General features: G+C 43.1%; 20 protein-coding genes and 1 riboswitch. Of the genes, 10 read left to right on the top strand and 10 right to left on the bottom strand.

Annotation, left to right across the window (positions count from 1 at the left end; all coding sequences use genetic code 11):
• Positions 1-2 precede the first annotated feature (2 nt).
• The 3 genes from EJL04_RS02735 to fmt all read left to right on the top strand — a co-directional run bounded on the left by EJL04_RS02735 (position 3) and on the right by fmt (position 4,296).
• The gene (locus EJL04_RS02735; RefSeq protein ID WP_125103993.1) at positions 3-944 is read left to right on the top strand and encodes a hypothetical protein; all 942 of its coding nucleotides are present in this window, start codon (positions 3-5) and stop codon (positions 942-944) included.
• 411 nt (positions 945-1,355) lie between these two features.
• Positions 1,356-3,206, top strand: coding sequence for a glutamine--fructose-6-phosphate transaminase (isomerizing) (glmS, locus tag EJL04_RS02730; RefSeq protein ID WP_021853948.1), 1,851 nt, complete (start codon positions 1,356-1,358; stop codon positions 3,204-3,206).
• 109 nt (positions 3,207-3,315) lie between these two features.
• Positions 3,316-4,296 (top strand): methionyl-tRNA formyltransferase, encoded by a 981-nt coding sequence (gene fmt / locus EJL04_RS02725; RefSeq protein WP_125103992.1) that lies wholly within the window; start codon positions 3,316-3,318, stop codon positions 4,294-4,296.
• 167 nt (positions 4,297-4,463) lie between these two features.
• Here fmt and EJL04_RS02720 read toward each other — a convergent pair whose 3' ends face one another.
• From EJL04_RS02720 to EJL04_RS02695, 6 genes are all read right to left on the bottom strand, one after another.
• The gene (locus EJL04_RS02720; protein ID WP_125103991.1) at positions 4,464-4,874 is read right to left on the bottom strand and encodes a hypothetical protein; all 411 of its coding nucleotides are present in this window, start codon (positions 4,872-4,874) and stop codon (positions 4,464-4,466) included.
• A 22-nt stretch (positions 4,875-4,896) separates the two neighbouring features.
• A complete protein-coding gene (locus EJL04_RS02715) occupies positions 4,897-5,421 on the bottom strand; it encodes an acyltransferase (protein WP_125103990.1) in 525 nt (174 codons plus the stop codon).
• An 83-nt stretch (positions 5,422-5,504) separates the two neighbouring features.
• Positions 5,505-7,073, bottom strand: a complete 1,569-nt coding sequence (locus tag EJL04_RS02710; protein ID WP_053398170.1) for a peptide chain release factor 3 — start codon at positions 7,071-7,073, stop codon at positions 5,505-5,507.
• A gap of 145 nt (positions 7,074-7,218) precedes the next feature.
• Complete coding sequence (rfbD, locus tag EJL04_RS02705; protein WP_125103989.1) at positions 7,219-8,079, bottom strand: dTDP-4-dehydrorhamnose reductase; 861 nt, start codon at positions 8,077-8,079, stop codon at positions 7,219-7,221.
• Positions 8,080-8,117: 38 nt separating this feature from the next.
• The gene (locus tag EJL04_RS02700) at positions 8,118-8,663 is read right to left on the bottom strand and encodes a DUF4924 family protein (RefSeq protein ID WP_125103988.1); all 546 of its coding nucleotides are present in this window, start codon (positions 8,661-8,663) and stop codon (positions 8,118-8,120) included.
• A gap of 68 nt (positions 8,664-8,731) precedes the next feature.
• The gene (locus tag EJL04_RS02695; protein WP_053398167.1) at positions 8,732-9,400 is read right to left on the bottom strand and encodes a LysE family translocator; all 669 of its coding nucleotides are present in this window, start codon (positions 9,398-9,400) and stop codon (positions 8,732-8,734) included.
• A gap of 119 nt (positions 9,401-9,519) precedes the next feature.
• Between EJL04_RS02695 and EJL04_RS02690 the strand changes: the two genes are divergently transcribed.
• From EJL04_RS02690 to EJL04_RS02680, 3 genes are all read left to right on the top strand, one after another.
• Positions 9,520-10,500 carry an ROK family protein gene (locus EJL04_RS02690; RefSeq protein WP_021853956.1) on the top strand — a complete coding sequence of 327 codons (981 nt, stop codon included), beginning with the start codon at positions 9,520-9,522 and terminating at the stop codon, positions 10,498-10,500.
• Between the two features lie 787 nt (positions 10,501-11,287).
• Positions 11,288-11,857 (top strand): L-threonylcarbamoyladenylate synthase, encoded by a 570-nt coding sequence (locus EJL04_RS02685; RefSeq protein ID WP_021853957.1) that lies wholly within the window; start codon positions 11,288-11,290, stop codon positions 11,855-11,857.
• An 82-nt stretch (positions 11,858-11,939) separates the two neighbouring features.
• The gene (locus EJL04_RS02680) at positions 11,940-13,709 is read left to right on the top strand and encodes a chloride channel protein (protein WP_053398166.1); all 1,770 of its coding nucleotides are present in this window, start codon (positions 11,940-11,942) and stop codon (positions 13,707-13,709) included.
• Positions 13,710-13,745: 36 nt separating this feature from the next.
• On the opposite strand, the gene EJL04_RS02675 is transcribed toward EJL04_RS02680, so the two are convergent.
• Positions 13,746-14,159 (bottom strand): PaaI family thioesterase, encoded by a 414-nt coding sequence (locus EJL04_RS02675; RefSeq protein WP_021853959.1) that lies wholly within the window; start codon positions 14,157-14,159, stop codon positions 13,746-13,748.
• Positions 14,160-14,294: 135 nt separating this feature from the next.
• Positions 14,295-14,975: a phosphoribosylanthranilate isomerase gene (locus EJL04_RS02670; protein WP_125103986.1), complete on the bottom strand. Its 681-nt coding sequence runs from the start codon at positions 14,973-14,975 to the stop codon at positions 14,295-14,297.
• A 666-nt stretch (positions 14,976-15,641) separates the two neighbouring features.
• On the opposite strand from EJL04_RS02670, the gene EJL04_RS16690 reads away from it, so the two are divergent.
• Both EJL04_RS16690 and rpe read left to right on the top strand, forming a co-directional pair.
• The gene (locus tag EJL04_RS16690) at positions 15,642-15,767 is read left to right on the top strand and encodes a hypothetical protein (protein ID WP_021853961.1); all 126 of its coding nucleotides are present in this window, start codon (positions 15,642-15,644) and stop codon (positions 15,765-15,767) included.
• Positions 15,768-15,780: 13 nt separating this feature from the next.
• Positions 15,781-16,431 (top strand): ribulose-phosphate 3-epimerase, encoded by a 651-nt coding sequence (gene rpe, locus EJL04_RS02665; protein ID WP_125103985.1) that lies wholly within the window; start codon positions 15,781-15,783, stop codon positions 16,429-16,431.
• Positions 16,432-16,650: 219 nt separating this feature from the next.
• Here rpe and EJL04_RS02660 read toward each other — a convergent pair whose 3' ends face one another.
• Complete coding sequence (locus tag EJL04_RS02660) at positions 16,651-17,247, bottom strand: RNA polymerase sigma factor (protein WP_021853963.1); 597 nt, start codon at positions 17,245-17,247, stop codon at positions 16,651-16,653.
• 173 nt (positions 17,248-17,420) lie between these two features.
• Positions 17,421-17,600: riboswitch (cobalamin riboswitch) on the top strand.
• A 306-nt stretch (positions 17,601-17,906) separates the two neighbouring features.
• Positions 17,907-18,455, bottom strand: a complete 549-nt coding sequence (locus EJL04_RS02655) for a DUF6359 domain-containing protein (RefSeq protein WP_125103984.1) — start codon at positions 18,453-18,455, stop codon at positions 17,907-17,909.
• A gap of 422 nt (positions 18,456-18,877) precedes the next feature.
• Between EJL04_RS02655 and EJL04_RS02650 the strand changes: the two genes are divergently transcribed.
• Both EJL04_RS02650 and EJL04_RS02645 read left to right on the top strand, forming a co-directional pair.
• The gene (locus EJL04_RS02650) at positions 18,878-21,454 is read left to right on the top strand and encodes a glycoside hydrolase family 88 protein (protein ID WP_125103983.1); all 2,577 of its coding nucleotides are present in this window, start codon (positions 18,878-18,880) and stop codon (positions 21,452-21,454) included.
• Between the two features lie 82 nt (positions 21,455-21,536).
• Entirely contained in the window at positions 21,537-23,300 is a 1,764-nt protein-coding gene (locus tag EJL04_RS02645; RefSeq protein WP_206429364.1) for a pectate lyase, read from the top strand.
• Positions 23,301-23,307: the final 7 nt, after the last annotated feature.

The raw sequence follows: 23,307 nt of genomic DNA, 5'->3' as shown, positions 1-23,307 counted from the left end.
TTATGAAGACATATAGATATTTTGCCACAACAGCAGCGTGCATAATAATGTCGCTTGGTGCCCATGCCCAAAAGAATATAGACAATGCCATTGATGACTTTGTGAACAATAAGAATTATGAGGAATACATAAAGAAAGAAGTTACAATGGAGCAAAACGGCGTAAAAGACAAATCTTACTGCTATTCATATACTTTTGAGCTTCCGTCAAATAAGTCGAAAGCCTTAAACAGCATACACTCTGCATTCAACAAAGACGCATCAAATGCCTATAATTTGGCAAAAAGATCAAGCGGAATAAGCGATGCAACACTGATGAGAGTAAGCTATGGCCGCAATCTTGACAAAGAGATTTTGTTCGGAAAACATATTGACCATAACTATGATGTTATGTTGTTTCATGACAGCAACGACAGTCTTTACAGATACGTTTATGCCATAGTATGGAAGGAGAAAGTAAAAGAAGACAAAGTATGGGGAATAATATATAAGATATACGGAAAAGACCCACAGAAAGTGAATCGCCCCGCCACAAGAACAATTATTACCATGAAAGACAACGGCGATATAGTTACTATTAATGACAACGGACATATTATAACACATAAATCAGGACAATCGTCATCGTACAACAATAATAAAGATTTTTCAAATATAACAATCCACACAAGCGATGACGCAATAAAAACTGACATGGACTTTCTGAAAAGATTCGGAAATCTAAGGGTTGCATATTATGCCGTTCTGGATGAAGGCGGGGCAAACAAGCTCACTATCTGCACTGGAATTGTAAACAAAATATTGGAACTATGCAAGTCATACGGCAGCCTGCTCAACGAAAGCGAGAAGGTAACATGTATGGACAGCATAAAGGAAATGCAAAAGCGCAGCAAAGACAATTATCTCAAAGCGCTGCTCAACGAAGCAATTAACGAACTGAAATAATCATAATACTCGCTCTAAAATAAAAAATCTTTAAGATTAAAACAAGTCAAAACAAAGCATTCCGTCCTTGTCTTGCCAATGGCTGAAGACAAGGGCGGAACTTTTTATATAATGGCTTCAGCTACTTTTATCCTCTGCCATATTCAATTAACACGAATAGCCAAAACAGCTTGAGTATTTAATCCATAGGCAAAATATTTTATCGCATTATCCATATGGCAGAATATTATAGTAACCGGTCAAACATTTGTAACAGTCAATACATAAAACTCAAAAATAAAATATAAAATGACAGGGCAAAATGTATATTTATGACTAAAATTACTATCTTTGCAGATATATACCTGCCGCATATAACCGTTTGACATCTGATGCGGTGAACTTTTATATAAAAACAAACAAGGAATAACAATGTGTGGAATAGTTGGATATATAGGTTTCAGAGATGCTTATCCCATTCTTATACAAGGACTTAAGCGCCTTGAATACCGAGGATACGACTCTGCCGGAGTTGCACTTATAAACAACGAAGGAGTTATGAACGTTTATAAGGAAAAAGGCAAGGTAAGTAATCTTGAAGCCCTGACATCACAAAGAGATATTTCAGGACAAATTGGCATTGCTCACACAAGATGGGCTACTCATGGCGAACCATCAGCCATAAACGCACATCCACACGTGTCTCAGAGCGGACGCCTCGCCCTTGTCCATAACGGAATTATTGAGAATTACAGCAATCTGAAAATCCTTCTCGAAAAAGAAGGATACACATTCAAGAGTTCAACAGACACAGAAGTGCTGGTTCAGCTCATTGAATATATGCAAAAAAAATACGACAAGAGCCTTGAAAACGCCACTATCATGGCGCTGCGAATGGTTGTCGGAGCCTATGCCATTGCCGTTATCGACAAGAATTGCCCCGACAAAATTGTCGTTGCAAGAAAGAGCAGCCCTCTCGTAATAGGCATCGGGGCCGATCATAAAGAGTTCTTTATTGCATCTGATGCCCTGCCGATTGTTGAATATACCAAACAGATGGTTTATCTCAACGACAACGAAGTGGCACTGCTGAAAATCGGAAAGAAAATAGAGATAAACAATCTTAACTACGAAGACATAACGCCTGAGGTTAAAGAAGTGAACATTAGTCTCGAGTCGCTTGAGAAAGGCGGATTTGAACATTTCATGCTGAAAGAGATCTATGATCAGCCGAGATGTATGGCCGACTGCATGAGAGGACGCCTGCTGCTCAACGAAAAGCGAATTGTACTAAGTACCATAAACATGCACCGCGAACGCCTGATGAAAGCCGAAAGATTCATTATCGTGGCATGCGGTACTTCATGGCACGCAGGCCTTATCGGCAAACAGCTCATTGAGCAATGGGCCAATATTCCGGTTGAAGTAGAATACGCTTCTGAATTCCGCTACCGCAACCCCGTAATATCACCGGACGATGTTGTGATTGCCATATCACAGAGCGGCGAGACAGCCGACACGCTTGCAGCATTCCAGCTCGCCAAAGAGAACAAAGCCATGTGTTTCGGCATAGTCAATGTTGTCGGATCCAGCATAGCCAGGGCATCTGACACAGGCATATACATACACGTAGGTCCGGAGATTGGCGTAGCCTCAACTAAGGCATTCACAGGCCAGGTTACGGTTCTGACACTTTTTGCCTTGGCTCTCGGACACGAACGGGGCACAATCTCAAAAGAAGAGTATGAAAGCACTATTGAAGAGCTTGGCAACATACCAGAAAAGATAAAAAGCGTTTTAGCAAAAGACGAAGAGATCAAAGACATTGCACGCTCACTGACTTATGCAGAAAATGCCTTATACATGGGGCGCGGATTCAATTATCCGGTAGCACTCGAAGGCGCTCTGAAACTAAAGGAAATAAGCTACATACATGCAGAAGGCTACCCTGCAGCCGAAATGAAGCATGGTCCGATAGCTCTTATTGACGAAAACATGCCCGTGGTATTTGTGGCGACCCACCATCAGCTGTACAAAAAAATCATCAGCAATATAGAGGAAGTAAAAGCAAGAAACGGCCGCATCATTGCCGTCGTAACGGAAGGCGACGAGGCCGTAAAAGAAATTGCAGAAGCAACGATAGAAGTTCCTTCTACGTTAGCCTCGCTGGCCCCACTTCTTTCTGCCATTCCTCTTCAGCTTATAGCATATCACGTGGCTGTTGAAAAAGGACTGAACGTAGATCAGCCACGAAATCTCGCAAAGTCTGTTACCGTAGAATAACATGACTTTAAAATTTACAGACATGTCATAACGACAACCTCTATAATATTAAACTTGGAGAAATAATTTAAAATTTAGTAACAACAAGCAAAAGATTAAGGTAAAAGACATGGAAAAGAAAGATTTAAGGATAATATTTATGGGTACTCCGGAGTTTGCCGTTGAAACTCTTCAGGCACTCGTTGAAGGCGGCTACAATGTTGTAGCTGTAGTAACACAGCTAGACAAGCCGGTAGGCAGACACCAAGACACGCTCCAGGCTCCTGCCGTAAAACAATATGCGTTGTCAAAAGGACTGCCTGTTCTGCAGCCTGTAAAAATGAAAGACCCACTGTTTATCGAAGAACTTAAAAAGTATAACGCTGATATTCAGGTGGTAGTAGCCTTCCGCATGTTGCCGGAGGTTGTATGGAACATGCCTAAATACGGAACATTCAACGTACATGCAGCCCTGCTGCCGCAATACCGCGGTGCAGCTCCTATAAACTGGGCTGTCATAAACGGTGAAAAACAAACCGGAGTAACGACATTCTTCCTAGACCACGACATTGATACAGGAAGAATAATCATGCAAGAACTATTCGAGATAAAAGAAGATTATAATGCCGAGGATGTGTATAATGGGCTTATGCATCTTGGGGCAGGAATTGCAATCAAGACTATAGACAAAATAATTGAAGGCAACGGACATGTAGACTCCATGCCGCAGGAGGAAATGATAAAGACCGGAGAAGAGATGCATAATGCACCCAAGATATTTAAAGAAACCTGCTTTATCAATTGGGAACAGACAGCCAACAGTCTTTACGACTTCATACGCGGTATGGCGCCATATCCTGGAGCATGGACAAACATGACCGATAAAAACGGCAAGAAAAACGTATTGAAGATATTCAAGTCAACAAAGACAATGATTCCATGCAACGGCAAGAAAGAAGGAACAATAATGGTGTTCAACGGAAAATTCTTAGTTGCCACAAAGAATGCATGGCTCCAGCTCGATGAGATACAGCTTAGCGGCAAGAAGCGCATGAATGCCAACATGTTCCTCAACGGTTTCAGAAACATTGAAGAATACACATTGGGATAATTCTTTTGCTGTAATTCTTATTATTCACAAACTCACGTGATATTAAACAAAAATCCATACATGCTGTTAGTATATGTATGGATTTTTGTCTATTGTAGGCATTATATTTCGCACAAAGCACATGTGCATAAAACAAAGGGTATACCGACAGTCAGCCTTGATTATGTTTAATCATTTTGCCATAAGGTGAGGCTATGCCTGACAGCATGCATCAGCACGTCATTTTCTTGTTTCACCATTTTTTCAACTTCACTCCATCTTGGATCAGACGTAATCTTGGGATTCTGTCTTGCTGCATTAATCTGCATTCTCATCATATTCCATTTTGAGAACTTATTTCCCATAAACATAATAAGCCACTGAGGAACACTTGCGTCTATAACAATATTTCCGTCACCGTCTTCCATCTGCTTATTCAGCTCTTCGCCAATACGCATCATTTCATCACCAAAATCATCACAAGAAATCTTACCATCGGCAAATTTTGCCAAAACAGATACCGCCCGCAGTTCAATACTATCAACCATGCCGTTGCCTTCACCAGCAGGACAAATACCATATAAATGTTCGTAACTCATAACGTTAATTGTACAAAAATTATTATTTCATCATTCTCTTCTTAATAAACATATCTTCTCCTGCCGCCATTATCACCTTTTTTTTCTCCCTTCTCGACAGTCCCTTTGTATCAAGATTATAAGGTTTATTGCGCTCTATATATTCTTCCACCTTGCATATTATGCGTGCCGGATTGCCACCGACAACCACTCCAGAAGGAACAGAATGGCAGACAACACTGCCTGCAGCAATAAGCACATCACTGCCAATGGTTACTCCGGGCATGATGAGCGAATTGTTGCCGATATACACATTATCGCCTATCTCAACTTTTCCGAAACAATCAAACTTTGGATAAATTGTACGGGCAACCTTACTTCCGCCATGAGTGAAAATCTTAACGTCAGCCGTTATCTGACAGCTGGAACCGATCTTTATCAGATAAGGCTCGGCAGAAGACCAAAAACATGAAGCAAAAGAATTGTTCTCACCAAAAACGACACCTGCCTTCTCTGCAAGTTTTTCAACAGAAGAGCGTTTGTGTCTACGGAAGAAAGGAAAATGCATGATATAGATTTTAAGGGTTAACGGCGTGAAATAGCCGGAAACGTCTGTATGCGTTCACGGAATTTCACGCCTATATTTTAATATTAAAATTCACTAGTAAAATGGAATCTGATATGCTTAAAGTCCTGCTGTGCCATCTGCAAGACATAACCTGAATCAGCCAGGAACACATCGCGGCCGTCCTTATCTTTAGCCATATACTGATATTTGCGTTTCTTGAATGCATCGAGCTCAGCTGGATCATCTGAGTCTATCCAGCATGCCTTATACAGATGAACCGGTTCCCAACGGCATTTTGCGTTATACTCATTTTCAAGTCTGTATTGTATAACCTCAAACTGCAGCTGTCCTACCGTGCCGATTATCTTTCGGCCGTTGAACTGATTAACAAACATCTGCGCCACGCCCTCATCCATAAGCTGGTCTACACCTTTGTTGAGCTGCTTGCTCTTCATCGGGTCGTCATTCTCTATATACTTGAACATTTCAGGAGAGAAAGACGGCAATCCTCTGAAATGCAATATCTCTCCGTCTGTCAGTGTATCACCTATCTTAAATATGCCATTGTCGGGCAAGCCTACGATATCGCCAGGATACGCCTCGTCGATAGTACTCTTGCGCTGCGCCATAAACTGCGTCGGCGACGAAAAGCGGAGAGTCTTTCCCTGACGTACATGCAGATAAGGATGATTGCGCTCAAACTTACCGCTGCAGACCTTACAGAAAGCGATGCAAGAACGATGGTTGGGGTCGATGTTTGCTGTAATCTTAAAGATAAAGCCTGTAAACTTAGGCTCATCAGGCGAAACCATACGCTCCTCAGCCTTGACAGGCTTAGGGCTCGGGGCTATCTTAACGAAACAATTCAACAGCTCTTGCACACCGAAGTTGTTCAGCGCACTACCGAAAAACACAGGAGCTACTTCTGCATTGCGGTAGTCATCTACATTAAACTCAGGATATACACCCTCAACCAGCTCAAGATCTTCACGAAGCTTGCTTGCGTCAGCCTCACCGATATGCTGTTCAAGTTCCTCGCTGTTAACGTCAACTTCAACTTTCTCTGTCACGCGCTGCTTGTCGGGTGTAAACAGGTCGAGTTTCTCCTCATATATATTATATACGCCCTTGAACTTCGCGCCCTGGTTTATCGGCCACGACAAAGGTCTTACATGTATCTCGAGTTCCTGTTCAAGCTCATCAAGAAGGTCGAACGGGTCACGTCCCTCACGGTCCATCTTGTTGATGAATATTATAACGGGCGTGTTGCGCATACGGCACACATTCATCAGCTTTCTGGTCTGAGCCTCAACACCTTTTGCTCCGTCGACAACAATGATAGCCGAATCAACAGCAGTAAGCGTGCGGTAAGTGTCCTCGGCAAAGTCCTGGTGACCGGGTGTGTCAAGAATGTTCACCTTATAACCTTCATAATCAAACTCCATAACCGAAGTAGAAACAGAAATACCACGCTGCTTCTCTATATCCATCCAGTCTGAAGTTGCCGTCTTGCGTATCTTGTTGTTCTTTACGGCTCCTGCCACCTGTATCTGTCCTCCAAAGAGCAGGAACTTCTCCGTAAGCGTAGTCTTACCGGCATCAGGGTGCGAAATTATGGCAAACGTTCTTCTTCTTTCAATCTCGTTATTCATATACTTTTATCTTGTAATTGGAAAATAAGCACGAGACGACTTCCAGACTGCAACTGCTCACATGCAACATGGCAAGTCGTGCGGCCTGCCGTCTCAACTTAAAATCAGGATTTCTGTCGTCAGACAGTTTGTTAAAAAATTCGTATCAGTTATTATTCAGCAACTTTTCAATACAGTCGGCAAGACTTTCTTCCCAATAAGGGATATCCAGTCCGTACTCATTCTTTATCTTCGTCTTGTCGAGCACGCTGTAATGCGGACGTACCGCAGGTGTGGGATACTCGGCTGTGTGAAGTGGCCTTACCTTGCAAGTGCTGATATCGGCTATGCGGTGAATGGCTTTGGTGAAGTCATACCAGCTGCAGACGCCTTCATTAGAGAAATTATACACACCCGGCTTAATGCCCTGCTCAATGACAGCCATTATTGCAACAGCCAAATCGCGTGCATACGTAGGTGTGCCTATCTGATCGAACACCACGCCAAGCTGCTCTTTCTCGCGTCCCAGACGCAGCATGGTCTTCACAAAGTTATTTCCGAACGTTGAGTAAAGCCACGCTGTTCGTATTATCATCGTGCGCTTACAGAATTTGCTGACGCCAAGTTCGCCTGCCAACTTTGTGCTTCCATATACGCTGTCAGGACATGGTGTGTCTGTTTCGGTGTAAGGAACAAAGCTCTTTCCGTTAAACACATAGTCTGTAGATATCTGTATCAGCCATCCGCCACGCTTCTCTATTTCCATGGCGAGGTATGCCGGAGCCTCCGTGTTGAGTGCCGTGCAAAGTTTCTGATTCGACTCAGCCTTGTCAACAGCCGTGTAAGCCGCACAGTTTACAATACCGTCGATGGCATTGCGGTTGATAAAGTCAGCCACAGCCAGCTGATTGGTGATGTCAAGTTCGTTTACGTCTGTATTATAAAAGCGGTGCTGAGGATATTTGTCCTCAAGCAGCTGCATCTCGTTGCCCAACTGTCCGTTGCAACCTGTAATCAATATATTCATAGTATAAAAGTTTCTTTAGTTAAAAGCTAAGCTGACTGTCAGTCAAACTCAAGGGGCTCATTCTTGTCTTTGATATAATAATCCGAGAGCATCCCGATGAATGTCGTTATCTCTTTTATTGCATGCTCCGTGTCCGGACTTATCTTTTTTTTCTGCAGTCTGAGCATCATCACACCATAAAGGGCATTAAAGCAGGTTTCAATTTCATTCTCCTCGTTGTCTGCTCCCCTCTTGCGCAGCTCAACAATAAACGGCAGGACTTTATAATACTCCGTAGTATAGAACGGGAATTTTGTGCTTTGCAGCAACTGCGCGTTAAGCTCGATAAGCTGCTGCATTACGATTTTGTTTATCTGTAAATGCCCTTTCTGGCGGCATCCTTCCTGATTCATCATTCTCACCAGGTTTCCATACCAGTCGGTCATCTCCTCCTTCTGTTCCTCGTCATAGTTGAATTTGTCGATATAATCATGACGTATGGCGCTGAGACTGCAGCCATATGCCCTGATAATGTCTTCCACCTGCCACATATAGAGCAGATACTCGGCTATGTTCTTTTTTCTTAATTCTTGTGATATAAACATGTTTTAGATAAAATAAAGTTCAACACAAAACTGTTGCGCCGGCAATTAACGGTTACGGCTCATGCACACTAATAGTGGAAAGTGTACAGATTGAACACAGTGCCGATAAGCACCAGCAACGAGAAGATAATGACAACACTGCCGATAATCTTGTTGATTATAACGATGCTGCTGTTGTCGAACTTATTGCGGACTTTGTCAATAAGCCATGTAAGACCAAACCACCACAACAGGGCTCCGCATATAATGCTGAGATAGCCTACACACATGTGTAGCGGATGCTTTGGCATTACGAAGGCAAACTGGGCAAAGGCAGCCATGAACAGGAATATAATCAGCGGATTTGAAAAAGTTACAAGGAATGCCGTTACGCAGTTATGAATAAGACTGCCCTTTTTGCTGCCGCTGATATGTATTTTCTTCGTAGGGTCAGACCTGTAGCAGTATATACCAAACGCCATGAGCATTATGCTGCCAAGTATCTGAAAGACAAAACGATTTTGGTTATTGTTGATTATGTCTACAATAAAACTCATGCCAAAACCCGTTATCAGCGCATAGATAAAGTCGCTGATTGTGGCTCCGATACCGGTAACAAGGCCATACCAACGCCCTTTGTTCAGCGTGCGCTGAATGCAAAGAACCCCGACAGGCCCCATAGGCGCAGACGCTACAATGCCTATGAGTATACCCTTGAAAATCCAGTCAAGTATGTCAAGATGAAATTGAAACGGCATAACGGGTGCAAAATTGCTAATTTTTTATGAAAGGAACAAATTTTATATACAAAACTTTGCTACGTATAATAAATTTGATAACTTTGCATTGCTAGAATTATTATTTAAAATAAAATATCATGATTTCACAAGCATTAAAGCCCTACGTCATAGGTCTCGACCTCGGTGGCACGAACTCTGTTTTCGGCATCGTCGACAGCCGTGGTGACATTAAGGCAACAACAGCAATAAAAACACAATCGTACTCGCAAGTGAGCGAATACGTCGACGCTTCAATAGACGCACTGCAGATAATAATCGACCAAGTCGGAGGCATCGACAAAATTAAGGCAATGGGCATAGGCGCCCCCAATGCCAACTTCTACAAAGGCACAATAGAATACGCACCTAACCTCGTATGGGGACATGAATGTGTAGTTCCGCTGGCAGAGATGTTCAGCCAGAAACTAGGCATTCCCGTAGCCATAACAAACGATGCAAATGCCGCAGCCATAGGCGAAATGACATACGGAGTGGCACGCGGAATGAAAAACTTCATCATGCTTACACTCGGCACAGGTGTTGGTTCAGGCATAGTAATCAACGGACAGCTTGTTTACGGATGCGACGGATTTGCAGGAGAACTTGGCCACGTCATAATGAGACGTGAAAACGGAAGATTATGCGGTTGCGGACGCACAGGATGTCTTGAAGCATACTGCTCTGCCACCGGCGTTGCACGCACAGCACGCGAATTTCTGTCTACATCAAACGAGCCTTCATTGCTGCGCGACATGAAACCGGAAGACATAACATCGTTTGACGTTTCTGTTGCAGCAGGAAAAGGTGACGAGCTTGCAAAAAGAGTGTACGACTTTACAGGCGAAATGCTCGGAGAGGCCTGCGCCGACTTTGCAGCCTTCGCTTCACCCGAAGCCTTTGTATTCTTCGGCGGCCTCACTAAAGCCGGCGACCTGATTATGGACCCGATCAAGAAGAGCTACGATGAACACGTGTTCCACACATTCAGAGGCAAGGCACAGTTCCTTATAAGCGGCCTCGACGGTTCTTCTGCAGCCGTGCTCGGCGCAAGTGCCATTGGATGGGATATCCAGGAATAACTCAGAAAGTAACATTAAAACATAATTTGATATTATACCAATGGGCCTGCAGGTTATTTGCCTGTGGGCCTTTTTTATTGCATTCATATAATGGATTTGGCTAAACCATTGAGCCGCCTTGTTGCATATTTAAGTGAAAAAGGATGATACATACAAACAGCATAAAAGCATCCGACTTTATCATATGCCGGATTGGCAATGAAAAACCTATTGTTTAGGTGACGAAAACGGGCCACTTTTGACGCAAAAGTGGCCGAGTTACGACCCGAAAACAATAGGTTAATGATTTGAAACCAATGCACAATATTTTACTTACAATTTAAATCACACACATCAAGATTTGACACCTCCTTTAACATAAAACACACGATTTGCTTTCGATTTTCGCGCCTCAAAAACGACATTACTTTTTCTACATAAGAATTTGACAAACTTTCGGAACAAAAAGTTCACGGCTTGCCAATATATCTTCCACTCGTCTGTATTGCATAGCAGCCTTACAGCAGTCTAAAAGACGACAACTATCATCCAAAAGACGACAAGCAAAAAAATAACACCTTAATTAATATAATAAAGACACAATAAAACAGACATTGCAGCTATCTGAACTTCATTTATTGACCAATCACAATAAATATATAATACAAAAAGTAAAAAAGCACGTAATATTTTATGTGTATCGTATTTTTATGTATATTTGCAGTTTGTAAAAACACCGGCTAACACGCCGGAATGTTTGAAAACAACTTGATGAACAGCAATAAAAACATTTAAATAATTTAAGGCAATGAACAGACAGGACGACATAAAAAAAGCAGTTGAAGTAATGAAAAACGGCGGAGTGATTCTCTACCCCACCGACACTGTATGGGGCATAGGATGCGACGCTACCAATGCCGAGGCCGTGGCGAAGGTATATAAGATAAAACAGCGCGACGACTCAAAGGCTCTCATCTGCCTGGTAGACTCAGACGCAAGGCTTCAACGATATGTACGCAATGCACCTGAAGTGGCATGGAACGTGATGGAGCTTGCCACAAAGCCAACTACAGTCATCTTTGACGAAGCTGTCAACCTGGCGCCCAACCTCATTGCTGAAGACGGAAGCATAGCAATGCGCATAACCAACGAAGAATTCTCCAAAGAACTGTGCTACAGATTCCAAAAGCCCATTGTGTCTACAAGCGCCAACATCAGTGGCCAGCCGGCAGCGCAAAACTACTGCGACATTTCTGAAGAGCTGCTTAACGCTGTAGACTACGTATGCTTCAGCCGCAGACAGGAACATAAGCCGCACACTCCGTCGAGCATAATAAAGATAAAAAACAACGGAGAGATAGACATAATAAGAAAATAAGTTTTTATAATCTGAAATAAAAGGACACAAAGTGAGTCGTATTAACGGAATTGCAGAAGGGGCTTCAGGCGAACAGACACTGATGGAGCGTATCATATCATGGCGCAAGCAGTATATAACAGACCGCCAATTCACGCTGTTCTTAAGCTTTCTTGTAGGATTTTTTGCTGCCATAGCAGCATTCATCCTGCATTGGATTATTGAGGAAATTGCCCTTTTGCTGACATCTAAATTTGATGCAAACACATTCAACTGGATGTATCTTGTATATCCGGTGATAGGTATTTACCTTACTTCACTTTTTGTCCGCTACATAGTCAAAGACGAAATAAGCCACGGTATCACCCGCATCCTTTATGCCATCAGCAGCAAGCGCAGCAGGCTGAAAGGACACAACTGCTGGAGCTCGGTGATAGCGTCGGCCATAACTATCGGATTCGGCGGAAGCGTAGGAGCCGAGGCACCTATCGTACTTACAGGTTCGGCAATAGGCAGCAATCTCGGCAAGCTGTTCAACATGGACAACAAGACCCTGATGCTGCTTGTAGGATGCGGAGCCGCAGCAGCGATAGCCGGAATATTCAAGGCCCCGATAGCCGGACTTGTGTTCACGCTCGAGGTCCTGATGATAGACCTTACCATGGCATCGCTGCTGCCAATACTGATATCAAGCGTAACAGCCACATGCTTCACGTATATATTCACGGGCAGCGACCCGCTGTTTTTCTTCCATCTTGACAGCGCATGGCCCGTTGAACGCGTGCCGGCAAACATTCTGCTGGGTATATTCGGAGGCTTTGTAAGCCTTTACTTCATACGCACCATGACCGCCTGCGAGTCTGTTTTCGGCCGCATAAAGAACCGCCCCATGTTAAAGCTTCTGCTCGGCGCAATGGTGTTAAGCCCGCTGATATTCTTGTTTCCGTCACTTTACGGTGAAGGATACGGCAGCATAAACATCCTGCTAAACGGAAAGACTGAAGCCGAATGGGAGACCATCCTGCACAACTCGCCGTTCTACGGCAACAGCGAAATGCTCCTGCCATACATCGGAATGGTTCTTCTCACCAAGGTGTTTGCCACCTCTGCCACAAACGGCGGCGGAGGATGCGGCGGAACATTCGCTCCTTCATTGTTTATAGGAGCATTTGCAGGCTTCTTCTTTGCAAGAGTATGGAACATCTACGAAATAGGAATATACTTGCCTGAGAAGAACTTTGCACTACTCGGAATGTCGGCCGTAATGGCTGGAGTGATGCACGCACCGCTTACGGGTATCTTCCTCATTGCCGAAATAACCGGCGGCTACCAGATGTTCATCCCTCTTATGATTGTAAGCATCTGTGCATATCTTACCATCATAATATTCGAGCCCCACAGCATCTACGGCATGCGACTGGCACGTCAGGGGAAACTGATAACGCACCATAAGGACAGGGCCGTGCTTACGCTTATGAGCCTTGACAGCGTGATTGACAAGAGTTTCACGGCCGTGTCTCCCGAACTCAACCTGGCTTCGCTCGTACACGCAATAAGTAAGAGCCACAACAACGTGTTGCCTGTGCTCGACGATGCGGGCAACCTGCTTGGCGAAATAGACATAACCAAGCTTCGCCACATTGTGTTCAGGACTGAGCTGTATCATCACTTCAAGGTCAAGCAACTGATGTCTCAGCCAGAAGCAACGCTAAGCGTGAACGACACAATGGAGATTGTGATGAAAAAGTTTGACCAGACCGACTCTGCCATGCTGCCTGTGCTCGACAACGAGAACCACCTGCTGGGCTACATATCACGCACACACATGTACACCATGTACAGAAAGATGGTGGCAGACCTGTCTGAAGACTGATTGCCAAGCAATAATCAAAGCAATCAGTCTGACGCTTTACATCAAAGCGTCAAACTTGAAGTCTGTCTTTTTCCTGTAAGCTATAGCTGTAAACTTACAAATTAGTTTATTGTCCTGATTGCATATCTTAACCTCGCAATAAGGTATTTTGTGATGATTGCACGTTTCTGTTGCCTCAGCCGTAAGAACATCACCTTCTACGGCACTGTGCAGAAACGTTATCGTGCTTTCTATGCTAAGCGTCAGCTGTCCATGGCTGTTCATTACTGCAGCCAGAGCCAAATCGGCAAGTGTAAAAAGCGCACCGCCCTGACAAACGCCACCGGCATTGAGATGCGACTTGCCAACCGTCATTACTGCACGTGAATATCCCTCTCTCACCTCCACGAGTTCCATGCCGGCATTTGCCGCAAATATATCCTTTTCGTTTAAAAAATCTTTTAACGTCATTGCAAATTATTTATATTTAACCTTCCTCTGTCAAAAACATTTATCAGCTAAACTGATACAAAAGCTAAAACAGCCTGTAAGCGACTGCCGCCTCCGACGACATAAAATAATATCAAAAGCAACAAGGCTATGCTGCTATCCATTTCTTATACTTTCTATAAACGGCTTCAACAAAGAAATATCCTTTACGGCTGGAGAAGTTTCAAAACGGCTGTTAATGTCTATTCCTGCCATGCAAGGATGAGTCAACGAAAGCACTTTCTCCACGTCATCAGGTCCTATTCCGCCGCTTATAATAAACGGTATATCACCGTCATAATAGTCAAGCAAGCTCCAGTCAAACTTTGTGTCAACATCATCGCCATACTGTTTTTTAGGATAAAAGAGCAGCATGTCAGCAACATTCTTATACTTACGCCACAGTCCGACATCTTCCATATCAGCAATGCCAATAGCCTTAATGAACTTTATTCCCGGACATATCTCATCCCTAAGAGTCAGCCGGAGATTATTTATCATTATCTCGTCGTTTTTGCCATAAAGCTGAACATAATCGAGCTTATAATTATAAGCCATCGTTATAATGTTCTGGGGCATATCGCTACCAAAGACTCCTACTCTTGCCACTTTTCCATCCTCATTCAGATCATGCCCCTGTATACTTGCATAATCAGGCAATAAGCCGACATTAGAGGGTATCGAAGAGACATAACGCGGATTTCTTCTGTCAAATACCAAGCCTATCATATCAGCGCCAAGCCCCATGACGGCACGTATATTTTCAGGATCGCGCAATCCACAAACTTTTATTATCATGACTACAGTTTCGTTTCAGACATAAATAAATTAGCTATGACAAATTCCTTTAAATACATTACTGATGAATTCTGCCATGTAACAAAGATACAAATATTCTGCCTATTAAGGCATACACGCCACGAAATTTTTACCTAATAAACTAATCTTAATAAAAAAGGCCTGCCGAAACGGCAGGCCTCAAAAAATGTATAATTCTTCTTCACACAGTACAATAGCCCGCTATATTCTGCTTTTGTGAATTAAGCCATAACTATGCAAATATTGTTTTCAGTAAATTTTATCTATTTATACGTATGCCGCATAAAACAAAGGCACACTCACCAACAAATCAAGCGGATACCCCAGCTTAACCGATTGCAAAGATAAACATTATTCTATAAGCAACAAACTTTTTGGTACATTTTTATCAAAAAAGTTGCAGTTTTAACACAATACGGCAAGTTATGTTTACAACGTTAGCACAGTTATATATAAAAACAAGAACATCAATGCAACAACAAAAGAGCATAAAACACACAGAAAAGCCCTAATATCTAAATGTAATTCAATAATATTTTAAACATCAACAGCTTCTGTCAGACGAAATCAGAAAAAAAGACATATAAAAGAGTAATAAAAACGATTTATCATCGTTACAATAATAGAATTAAAAATAATTTGCCTATGAAATATTTTACCAAAGAAGAAAACAAGCCGTCTAAGAATACGCTAAACATTATCAAGCAGATAGCTTATACCTACAGGTCTATAAAACTTAACGGAAAAAACGAAGCTTATTGTCTGAATTAGAAACCTACCATTTATGGCAACATTAATTTCACCTTCATTACTTTCTGCCGATTTTCTTAATCTGCAGAAAGACATCGATATGATAAACAACAGCGAGGCTGACTGGCTCCATCTTGATGTTATGGACGGAGTGTTTGTGCCAAACATTTCATTTGGCTTCCCAGTAATTGAAGCTGTCGCAAAAACATGCAAAAAGCCGCTTGACGTGCATTTCATGATAACAGCACCTGAAAGATACATAAAGCAGACAGCAAAGACAGGAGCCATGATGATGAACGTGCACTTCGAGGCATGCACACACCTTAACAGAACAATACATGAAATACATGAAGCAGGCATGAAAGCCGGCGTAACGCTAAATCCGTCGACACCTGTATGTATGCTCGAAGATGTCATAAAGGACGTTGACATGGTGCTAATAATGAGTGTAAACCCCGGATTCGGAGGTCAGGCATTCATAGAAAACACCATTGACAAAGTAAAGCGCTTAAGAAGGCTGATAGAAGAATCCGGCTCAAAGGCACTTATCGAAGTTGACGGAGGCGTACAGAGCCAAACAGCCCCAAGACTAGTTGAAGCCGGCGTGGATGTTCTGGTCAGCGGAAGCTATATATTCAAATCAAAAGATCCGGCTGCCACCATACACGACCTGAAGCAACTCTAAACGCTCAATGTTGGACGCAGAAAACAAGCATAAAATAATATACAATATAAAATGGCGCAGACGGATAATACAGTCTGCGCCATTTTATGTTGCCAACAGATTAAGACGACCTATTGTCCGCAACACCATACAATAAAAAACCGAATTAAATCGACTTATCTATATTATTAAAGTTATTCAATATTGACTAAATCTTAAGAACGGCGCAAGTCTGACCGGTCAGTCAAGCTGGAGCGCTATATTATGTTCCTTTGACATACGGCGCAGATTGAGGATAGCATACCGCATTCTGCCCAATGAAGTATTGATGCTGACTCCCGTAGTCTCGGCAATCTCCTTAAACGACAAATCTTGATAAAACCTCATGAACACAACCTCACGCTGCGTGGGAGGCAACATATTCATCATGTTCTTGACATCAACCATTATCTGATCGTTTACATAACGGTTTTCAACGTTGCTGTCCAGTATTTCATTGCCGCTGAGATTAGAGAGATCGTTCTCGTCAGTAGGCTCAATCAGATTACGCGAACGCTGCTCACGATACCAATCCATAATGACATTATGCGCGATGCGCATAATCCACGCTCCGAATTTTCCACTGTCAACATACCTGCCCTGATGCAGCTTTGTTATAACCTTCACAAAAGTTTCCTGAAACAGGTCGTTGGCCTTGTCCTCGTCTCTGACGACAAACAATATGTATGAGAACAATTTGCTCTGATTTCTTGATAATAGCTCATCAAAAGCCCTGTTGTTTCCCCTTACATAAGAAATAGCTAACTCCTCATCAGTCAACCTACTTATATTTTCCATTTCTTTATTCTTATTTTTTAATTTTAGGTAAACAGTGTTTCGATAGGCTTTATCTAAATTAAATTAATATTAAACAATCATATTGTACGTGCAAATATAAGAAGAAATGTTTACACGCACAAATATTTTAGAAAAATAACGTTTTTTCTTTTGAACTTTGACAAACTATATGTATCTTTGCGGATGATTAAGGTTCGATACGACTCGATTAAAAAGGGAACGGGGTGAAAATCTCCGACTGTCCCGCAGCTGTAAGTTCCTTTATAACTTAAAAGTAACATGCCACTGTGAAAACGGGAAGGTGCTTGAAAGTGGAACAAAGTCAGAATACCTGCCTTATGATGTAAGACCTATTCTCTCGATGTAAGGGGCTATGGTCAATCTTATAAAATTAATATCAGACTAATAAATGCCGTGTCACTGCATAGCTGTGTAATATTGCTATATGCAGTTGACGTGAGTGTTACACATTGACGCTACATTTGACAAGACGTTATATTATCGTGTTTTAATTATATAAGTTTATCCGAGATTGACAACGCCGTGAGGCGTTGTCAATTATTTTATCGCCCTATCAGTCAAGGATTTATCAAGATCAGATGCAAAAAAATGACATTGACAATTCTTCAACAGCCGAAAACACAAGACACATCAACATCCTAATTCGAAAATTCGTAAGCATCTATTTTCTTTATTCCGGGAATGGCAAGATACGTCTCGCGGAAACCAAACACAGACAACACCTTGCCGCGATTTTCAGGATGTTCCTTTAGATTGAGTTCCTCACGTATTTTCTTTGAGCATGACGTGAGGCATACTGAAACCACATGAGAAAGGTCAGCTGTTGCAGGATCGTCAGCCAAGAGTAATGCTGTATCGTGATCAAACGGAGGTTCAAAATCATACCGTTTCTTACCATTGGCGCCAGTTGCCGAACCTACGATGTAGCCCTTCACCCATACCTGATCAACTATAGGCTTACTGATAAACGTCTCTACATTCACAACATCACCAAAAGAAATGCCTGTATCATCATCATACTCACCATCGCCTTCATCTTCATCATCCGAACCGGTGTCCTTATCCGTTCCGCCGACAATCTCCGTTCCGTCATCTATGCCCTCTTCCGAATCATCATAGGGTTTGTCGCATGCAGAGAAAAAGAATGCTGTCAACAACAGCACAAACATAAACCTGATTTTTTTCATAATATATTATGTTGGTTAACGATATACAAAAGTAACAATATTTTTCATAACAGACAAACTATCACGGGCAAAAACAAAAAGAGGTTGACGCAGGATGCTGTCAACCTCTGACGATTTCGTTAAAACTTCGAAATCATAAATAAGATGTCGCAAATATAAGGCATTTCAATGACAATTGCAAGTTTTTTGATTTAAAAAACTAATATTTAACATTTAGGCTACATAAAATGTTAAATATTTTACATTTTGGCATTCTGCATTACATATTGCAAAGTGCTGTAAATCAAAGCATATTACAAAAAATAAAACAAAATAATACACACAAGCTTTCGTATTCAAATTATATTCACTATATTTGTACCAACAATCAAAAAAATAATAACATATATTAACTTTACGTATACATTACAAACTTAGTTTTTATGAAACAATTACAGACATTATTGCTATGCCTACTGTTTCCGCTTGCCATGACGGCATCAGTATGGGAAACGCAGTACAAACAAATTGAAGAAAGCATCAGGATGCCTAAGTTTGCCGACCGTACTTTTGACATAACAAAGTATGGAGCATCGCTAAAGGCCAGTGCGGCAAAAAACCAGAAAGCCATCAACAAGGCTATAGAGGCCTGCTCAAAAGCCGGTGGCGGACGTGTTGTAATCCCACAAGGAACATGGAAGACTGGCGCCATCAGAATGAAGAGCCACGTTAACCTTGTAATCGAAAAGGGTGCTACCCTATTCTTCGAATTTGACAGAAGCCTTTATCCTCTGGTTGAAACACGCTGGGAAGGACTCGACTGCATAAACTATTCACCGCTGATTTATGCTTACAAGGAAACAGACATCGCGATAACCGGAGAAGGAACTATCGATGGTAACGGTTCTGACGACACATGGTGGCTGATGAGCGGAAAGACTCCTAAGAGCAAGGACATTGTTGTTGAGGAAAAGCAGCAGAATCCAGGAGGACGCGCCGACCTGCTGAAAATGGCAGAAAACGGAGTGCCTATCGAAAAACGTATATTCGGCCCGAAAAAAGGTCTGCGCCCTCAGATGGTAAACTTCAATCAGTGTGACGGTATTCTGATTGAAGGCGTAACAATGGTACGCTCACCGTTCTGGGTAATGCACCCGCTGCTGAGCAAGAACATAACCGTAAGAAACGTAACCGTACACAACGACGGCCCTAACGGAGACGGCTGTGACCCTGAATCATGCGAGAACGTTCTTATTGAGAATTGCGTGTTCGACACTGGCGACGACTGCATCGCAATCAAGAGCGGACGCAACGAGGACGGACGCGAAGGCGGCAAGGGCCGTTATGTAGGACGTCCGAGCAAAAACATAATTGTGCGCAACTGCGTAATGAAAGACGGACACGGAGGAGTGGTTATCGGCTCTGAGATTTCAGGCGGATGCAACAATGTGTTTGTTGAAAACTGCAAAATGGACAGCCCAAACCTTGACCGTATTCTCAGAATAAAGACAAACTCATGCCGTGGCGGCGTGATTGAAAACATCTATATGCGCAACGTTGAAGTTGGCCAGTGCGCCGAGGCTGTGCTCAAGATCAATCTTGACTATGAGCCGAAAGAAATTGGCCGTCGCGGATTCTACCCGACAGTACGCAACGTCTACATGGAGAACGTAACCTGCCAGAAGAGCAAATACGGAATCATGGTTGTAGCATTCGACTCACTGACCAATGTATACAACATCAATCTGAAGAACTGTAAGTTTGACGGCGTTTATGACAAGCCGGTTTACATCAAGGGCAAAACCCGCGACATGAACTACGATAACCTCTTCATCAACGGTTCACTTATCCTCGCCGAGGCTCCGTTCAAAAACTACAGCGAGTGGATGGTACACTCTGAAATGCAGCGCAACCCAGACCCATGCATGATTGACTTCGCAAAAAAGCCAAAATGGGGATATGTTGTAGGAATAGAGCTCGAATCAATGCTCGACACCTATCTGGCATACAAAGACGAGAGCATCATAGACTATCTGAAGCAATACCCGGCTAAGATGATTGACGAAAAGGGCAACATCACAGGATACAAATATGAAGACTTCAACCTGGACAACACACGTCCGGCACGCTATATCCTGCGCATGAACAACCTTTTCCCCGAGAAGAAGAATGAGAAAGCCCTGAAAACTCTGTTCAAACAGCTCGAAAAGCAGCCTCGCACAAAGGACGGAGTGTGGTGGCACAAGGCTATATATGCACACCAGGTATGGCTCGACGGTGTATATATGGGACATCCGTTCTACACAATGGGAGCACCTATACTGAAAGGCGAGAAAAAGGCAAAGAAGTATTATGACGACACTTTCGAGCAGATTTCAAAGACATACAGCCGTACATACGATGAAAAGACTGGACTGTGGAAACATGCATGGGACGAAACTCAGAAGATGTTCTGGGCTAATCCTGAAACAGGCTTGTCTAAACATACATGGGCACGCGCTCAAGGATGGTTTGCAATGGCTATACTCGAAGTGCTTGACGTTCTCCCTGAAAACTATGAGAACAGAGGTAAACTGATTGATATGCTGAACAACGTCATGAAGGCAACCGTAAAATATCAGGACAAGAAGACCGGCTTATGGTATGACGTGCTCGACGTTAAAGATCCGCGCAACTATCTCGAAGCAACAGCTTCTTCGATGTTTACATACGTCCTGCTGAAAGGCTCACGCCTCGGCTATTTCTCTAACGACCTGAAAGAAGCCGGACTGAAAGGCTATAAAGGCATACTGAAAGAGTTTATCAAGGTGAATGCAGACAAGACTGTATCACTTACACGCTGCTGCGAAGTGTCAGGCTTAGGCCCCGACAACGCAAAAGGACGCCGCCGCGACGGCTCGTTCAACTACTACATGAGTGAACCTATACGCGACAACGACGGAAAAGGCGTTGGTCCGTTTATCTGGGCTTCACTGGAGATGGAGCGCATGGGATACGATGTTGCCAAGCTCAATCAGTAATCAGCAGCAAGACAAAATCTACTTAAAAGCATCTGACATTTATTAAAACAGATATAACAAAAGATAATTCTAACAGCATTTAATGAAAAAGAAACTCTTAATGACAACAGCAATGGCAGCGAGTGCCATTGCTGTTTCTGCGCAAGCTCCCGCATTCCCCGGAGCTGAAGGTCACGGACGCTACGTAACGGGCGGACGCGAAGGAAAGATTGTACATGTAACTAATCTGAACGACAGCGGTACAGGTTCTTTCAGATCTGCTGTCAGCGGATCTTCTAAGAAGATTGTCGTATTTGATGTTGCCGGAGTAATACCTCTGAAATCTGATATCAGCATCGGCGCAAACACCACCATTGCCGGACAGACAGCACCCTACCCCGGAATAACTTTAAGATATTATACTGTAAGACCGGGAGCAAACAATGTCATAAGATTTATACGCGTGCGCCGCGGACAGGAAAAAGACAAGAACGACGGAGCAGACGCAACATGGCAAAGAGAAACAACAGGTATTATTCTTGACCACTGCTCTTTCAGCTGGAGCATAGACGAAGTTGCATCATTCTACGACAACAATAACTTTACAATGCAATGGTGCACTGTTGCCGAGAGCCTTAACAACGCCGGACACGGCAAGGGCGCACACGGCTACGGAGGCATCTGGGGCGGTAAGCTGGCAAGCTTTCACCACAACATGATAGCACACGTAACCAACCGCGTTCCGCGTTTCAACGGCGCACGCTATGAATGGAGCGGATACACGGGCAACAAACTGTACAGCACATATAACTGGAAGAACTCTGTTCAGGCCGAAAATGTTGACTTCCGCAACTGTGTGATGTATAACTGGGGCAACAGCAACGGCTGCTACGGAGGCCCAGGCGGCGGACAAATTAATATAGTGAACAATTACTATAAGGGCGGTCCGTCTACACCGGACAGCAAAGCAAAGAAGGTTACAGAAATTTCAGTTGCTGCTGATGGAAACTCTGAAGGACATCCGAAGATCTTCGGTATGACCAGCCGTTACTACATTGCAGGCAACACTACAGAAACTCACGGAGGTTCAATAACTCAAAACAGAGACTGGAGCGGCGTAAGCTATGACGACGGCACATACACCATCAATGGCGAAGAATATTCTAAGGACGTAAACAACTATTACGGAGATGCCGTTGAACACGTGGCAAACAGCGACGGCGAAATGTGCGTCAGAATAAAGATGGACGAGCCAGCTCCAATGGGCGAGGTTACAACCCACAGTGCAGAAAACGCATTCAGCAAGGTCATGCTCTACTGCGGTGCATCTATTTATCGCGACGAGGTTGATGCCCGCTATATGGAAGAAGCCCAGACAGGTACGGCAACATATACAGGCTCTGTAACCAAGCAGGAAGGTCTTGTAGACCTTGTTTCTGATGTTAACGGATACACCGAAGCCAACTTCCCCACCGGTCAGCGCCCTGACGGCTATGACAGCGACAACGACGGAATGCCCGATGAATGGGAAATTGCCAACGGCCTTAATCCCAACGATGCCTCAGATGCAAGTCTGTATACTATAGACACACAGAAAGGATGGTACACCAACGTTGAGGTTTATATCAACTCTATCGTTGAGAATATCATGAAATCTCAGAACACGGATGCCATAAATACCGTTGACGAGTATTATCCTTCGTGCGTATCTACAGGCATAAGCAATGAAGTTACCACTTCTGAAATAAAGAAGATTGAATACTTCACACTTGGCGGAGCCAAGTTAAATGCACCAGCTAAAGGCATAAATATCAGAAAGATAACCTACGAAAACGGAAAGACAAAGACTGATAAAGTTATAAAATAAGATTCGT

It is taken from the genome of Prevotella marseillensis (assembly GCF_900625065.1).
Taxonomy (GTDB): Bacteria; Bacteroidota; Bacteroidia; order Bacteroidales; family Bacteroidaceae; genus Prevotella; species Prevotella rara.
This window is presented reverse-complemented; position numbering and strand designations above follow the sequence as displayed.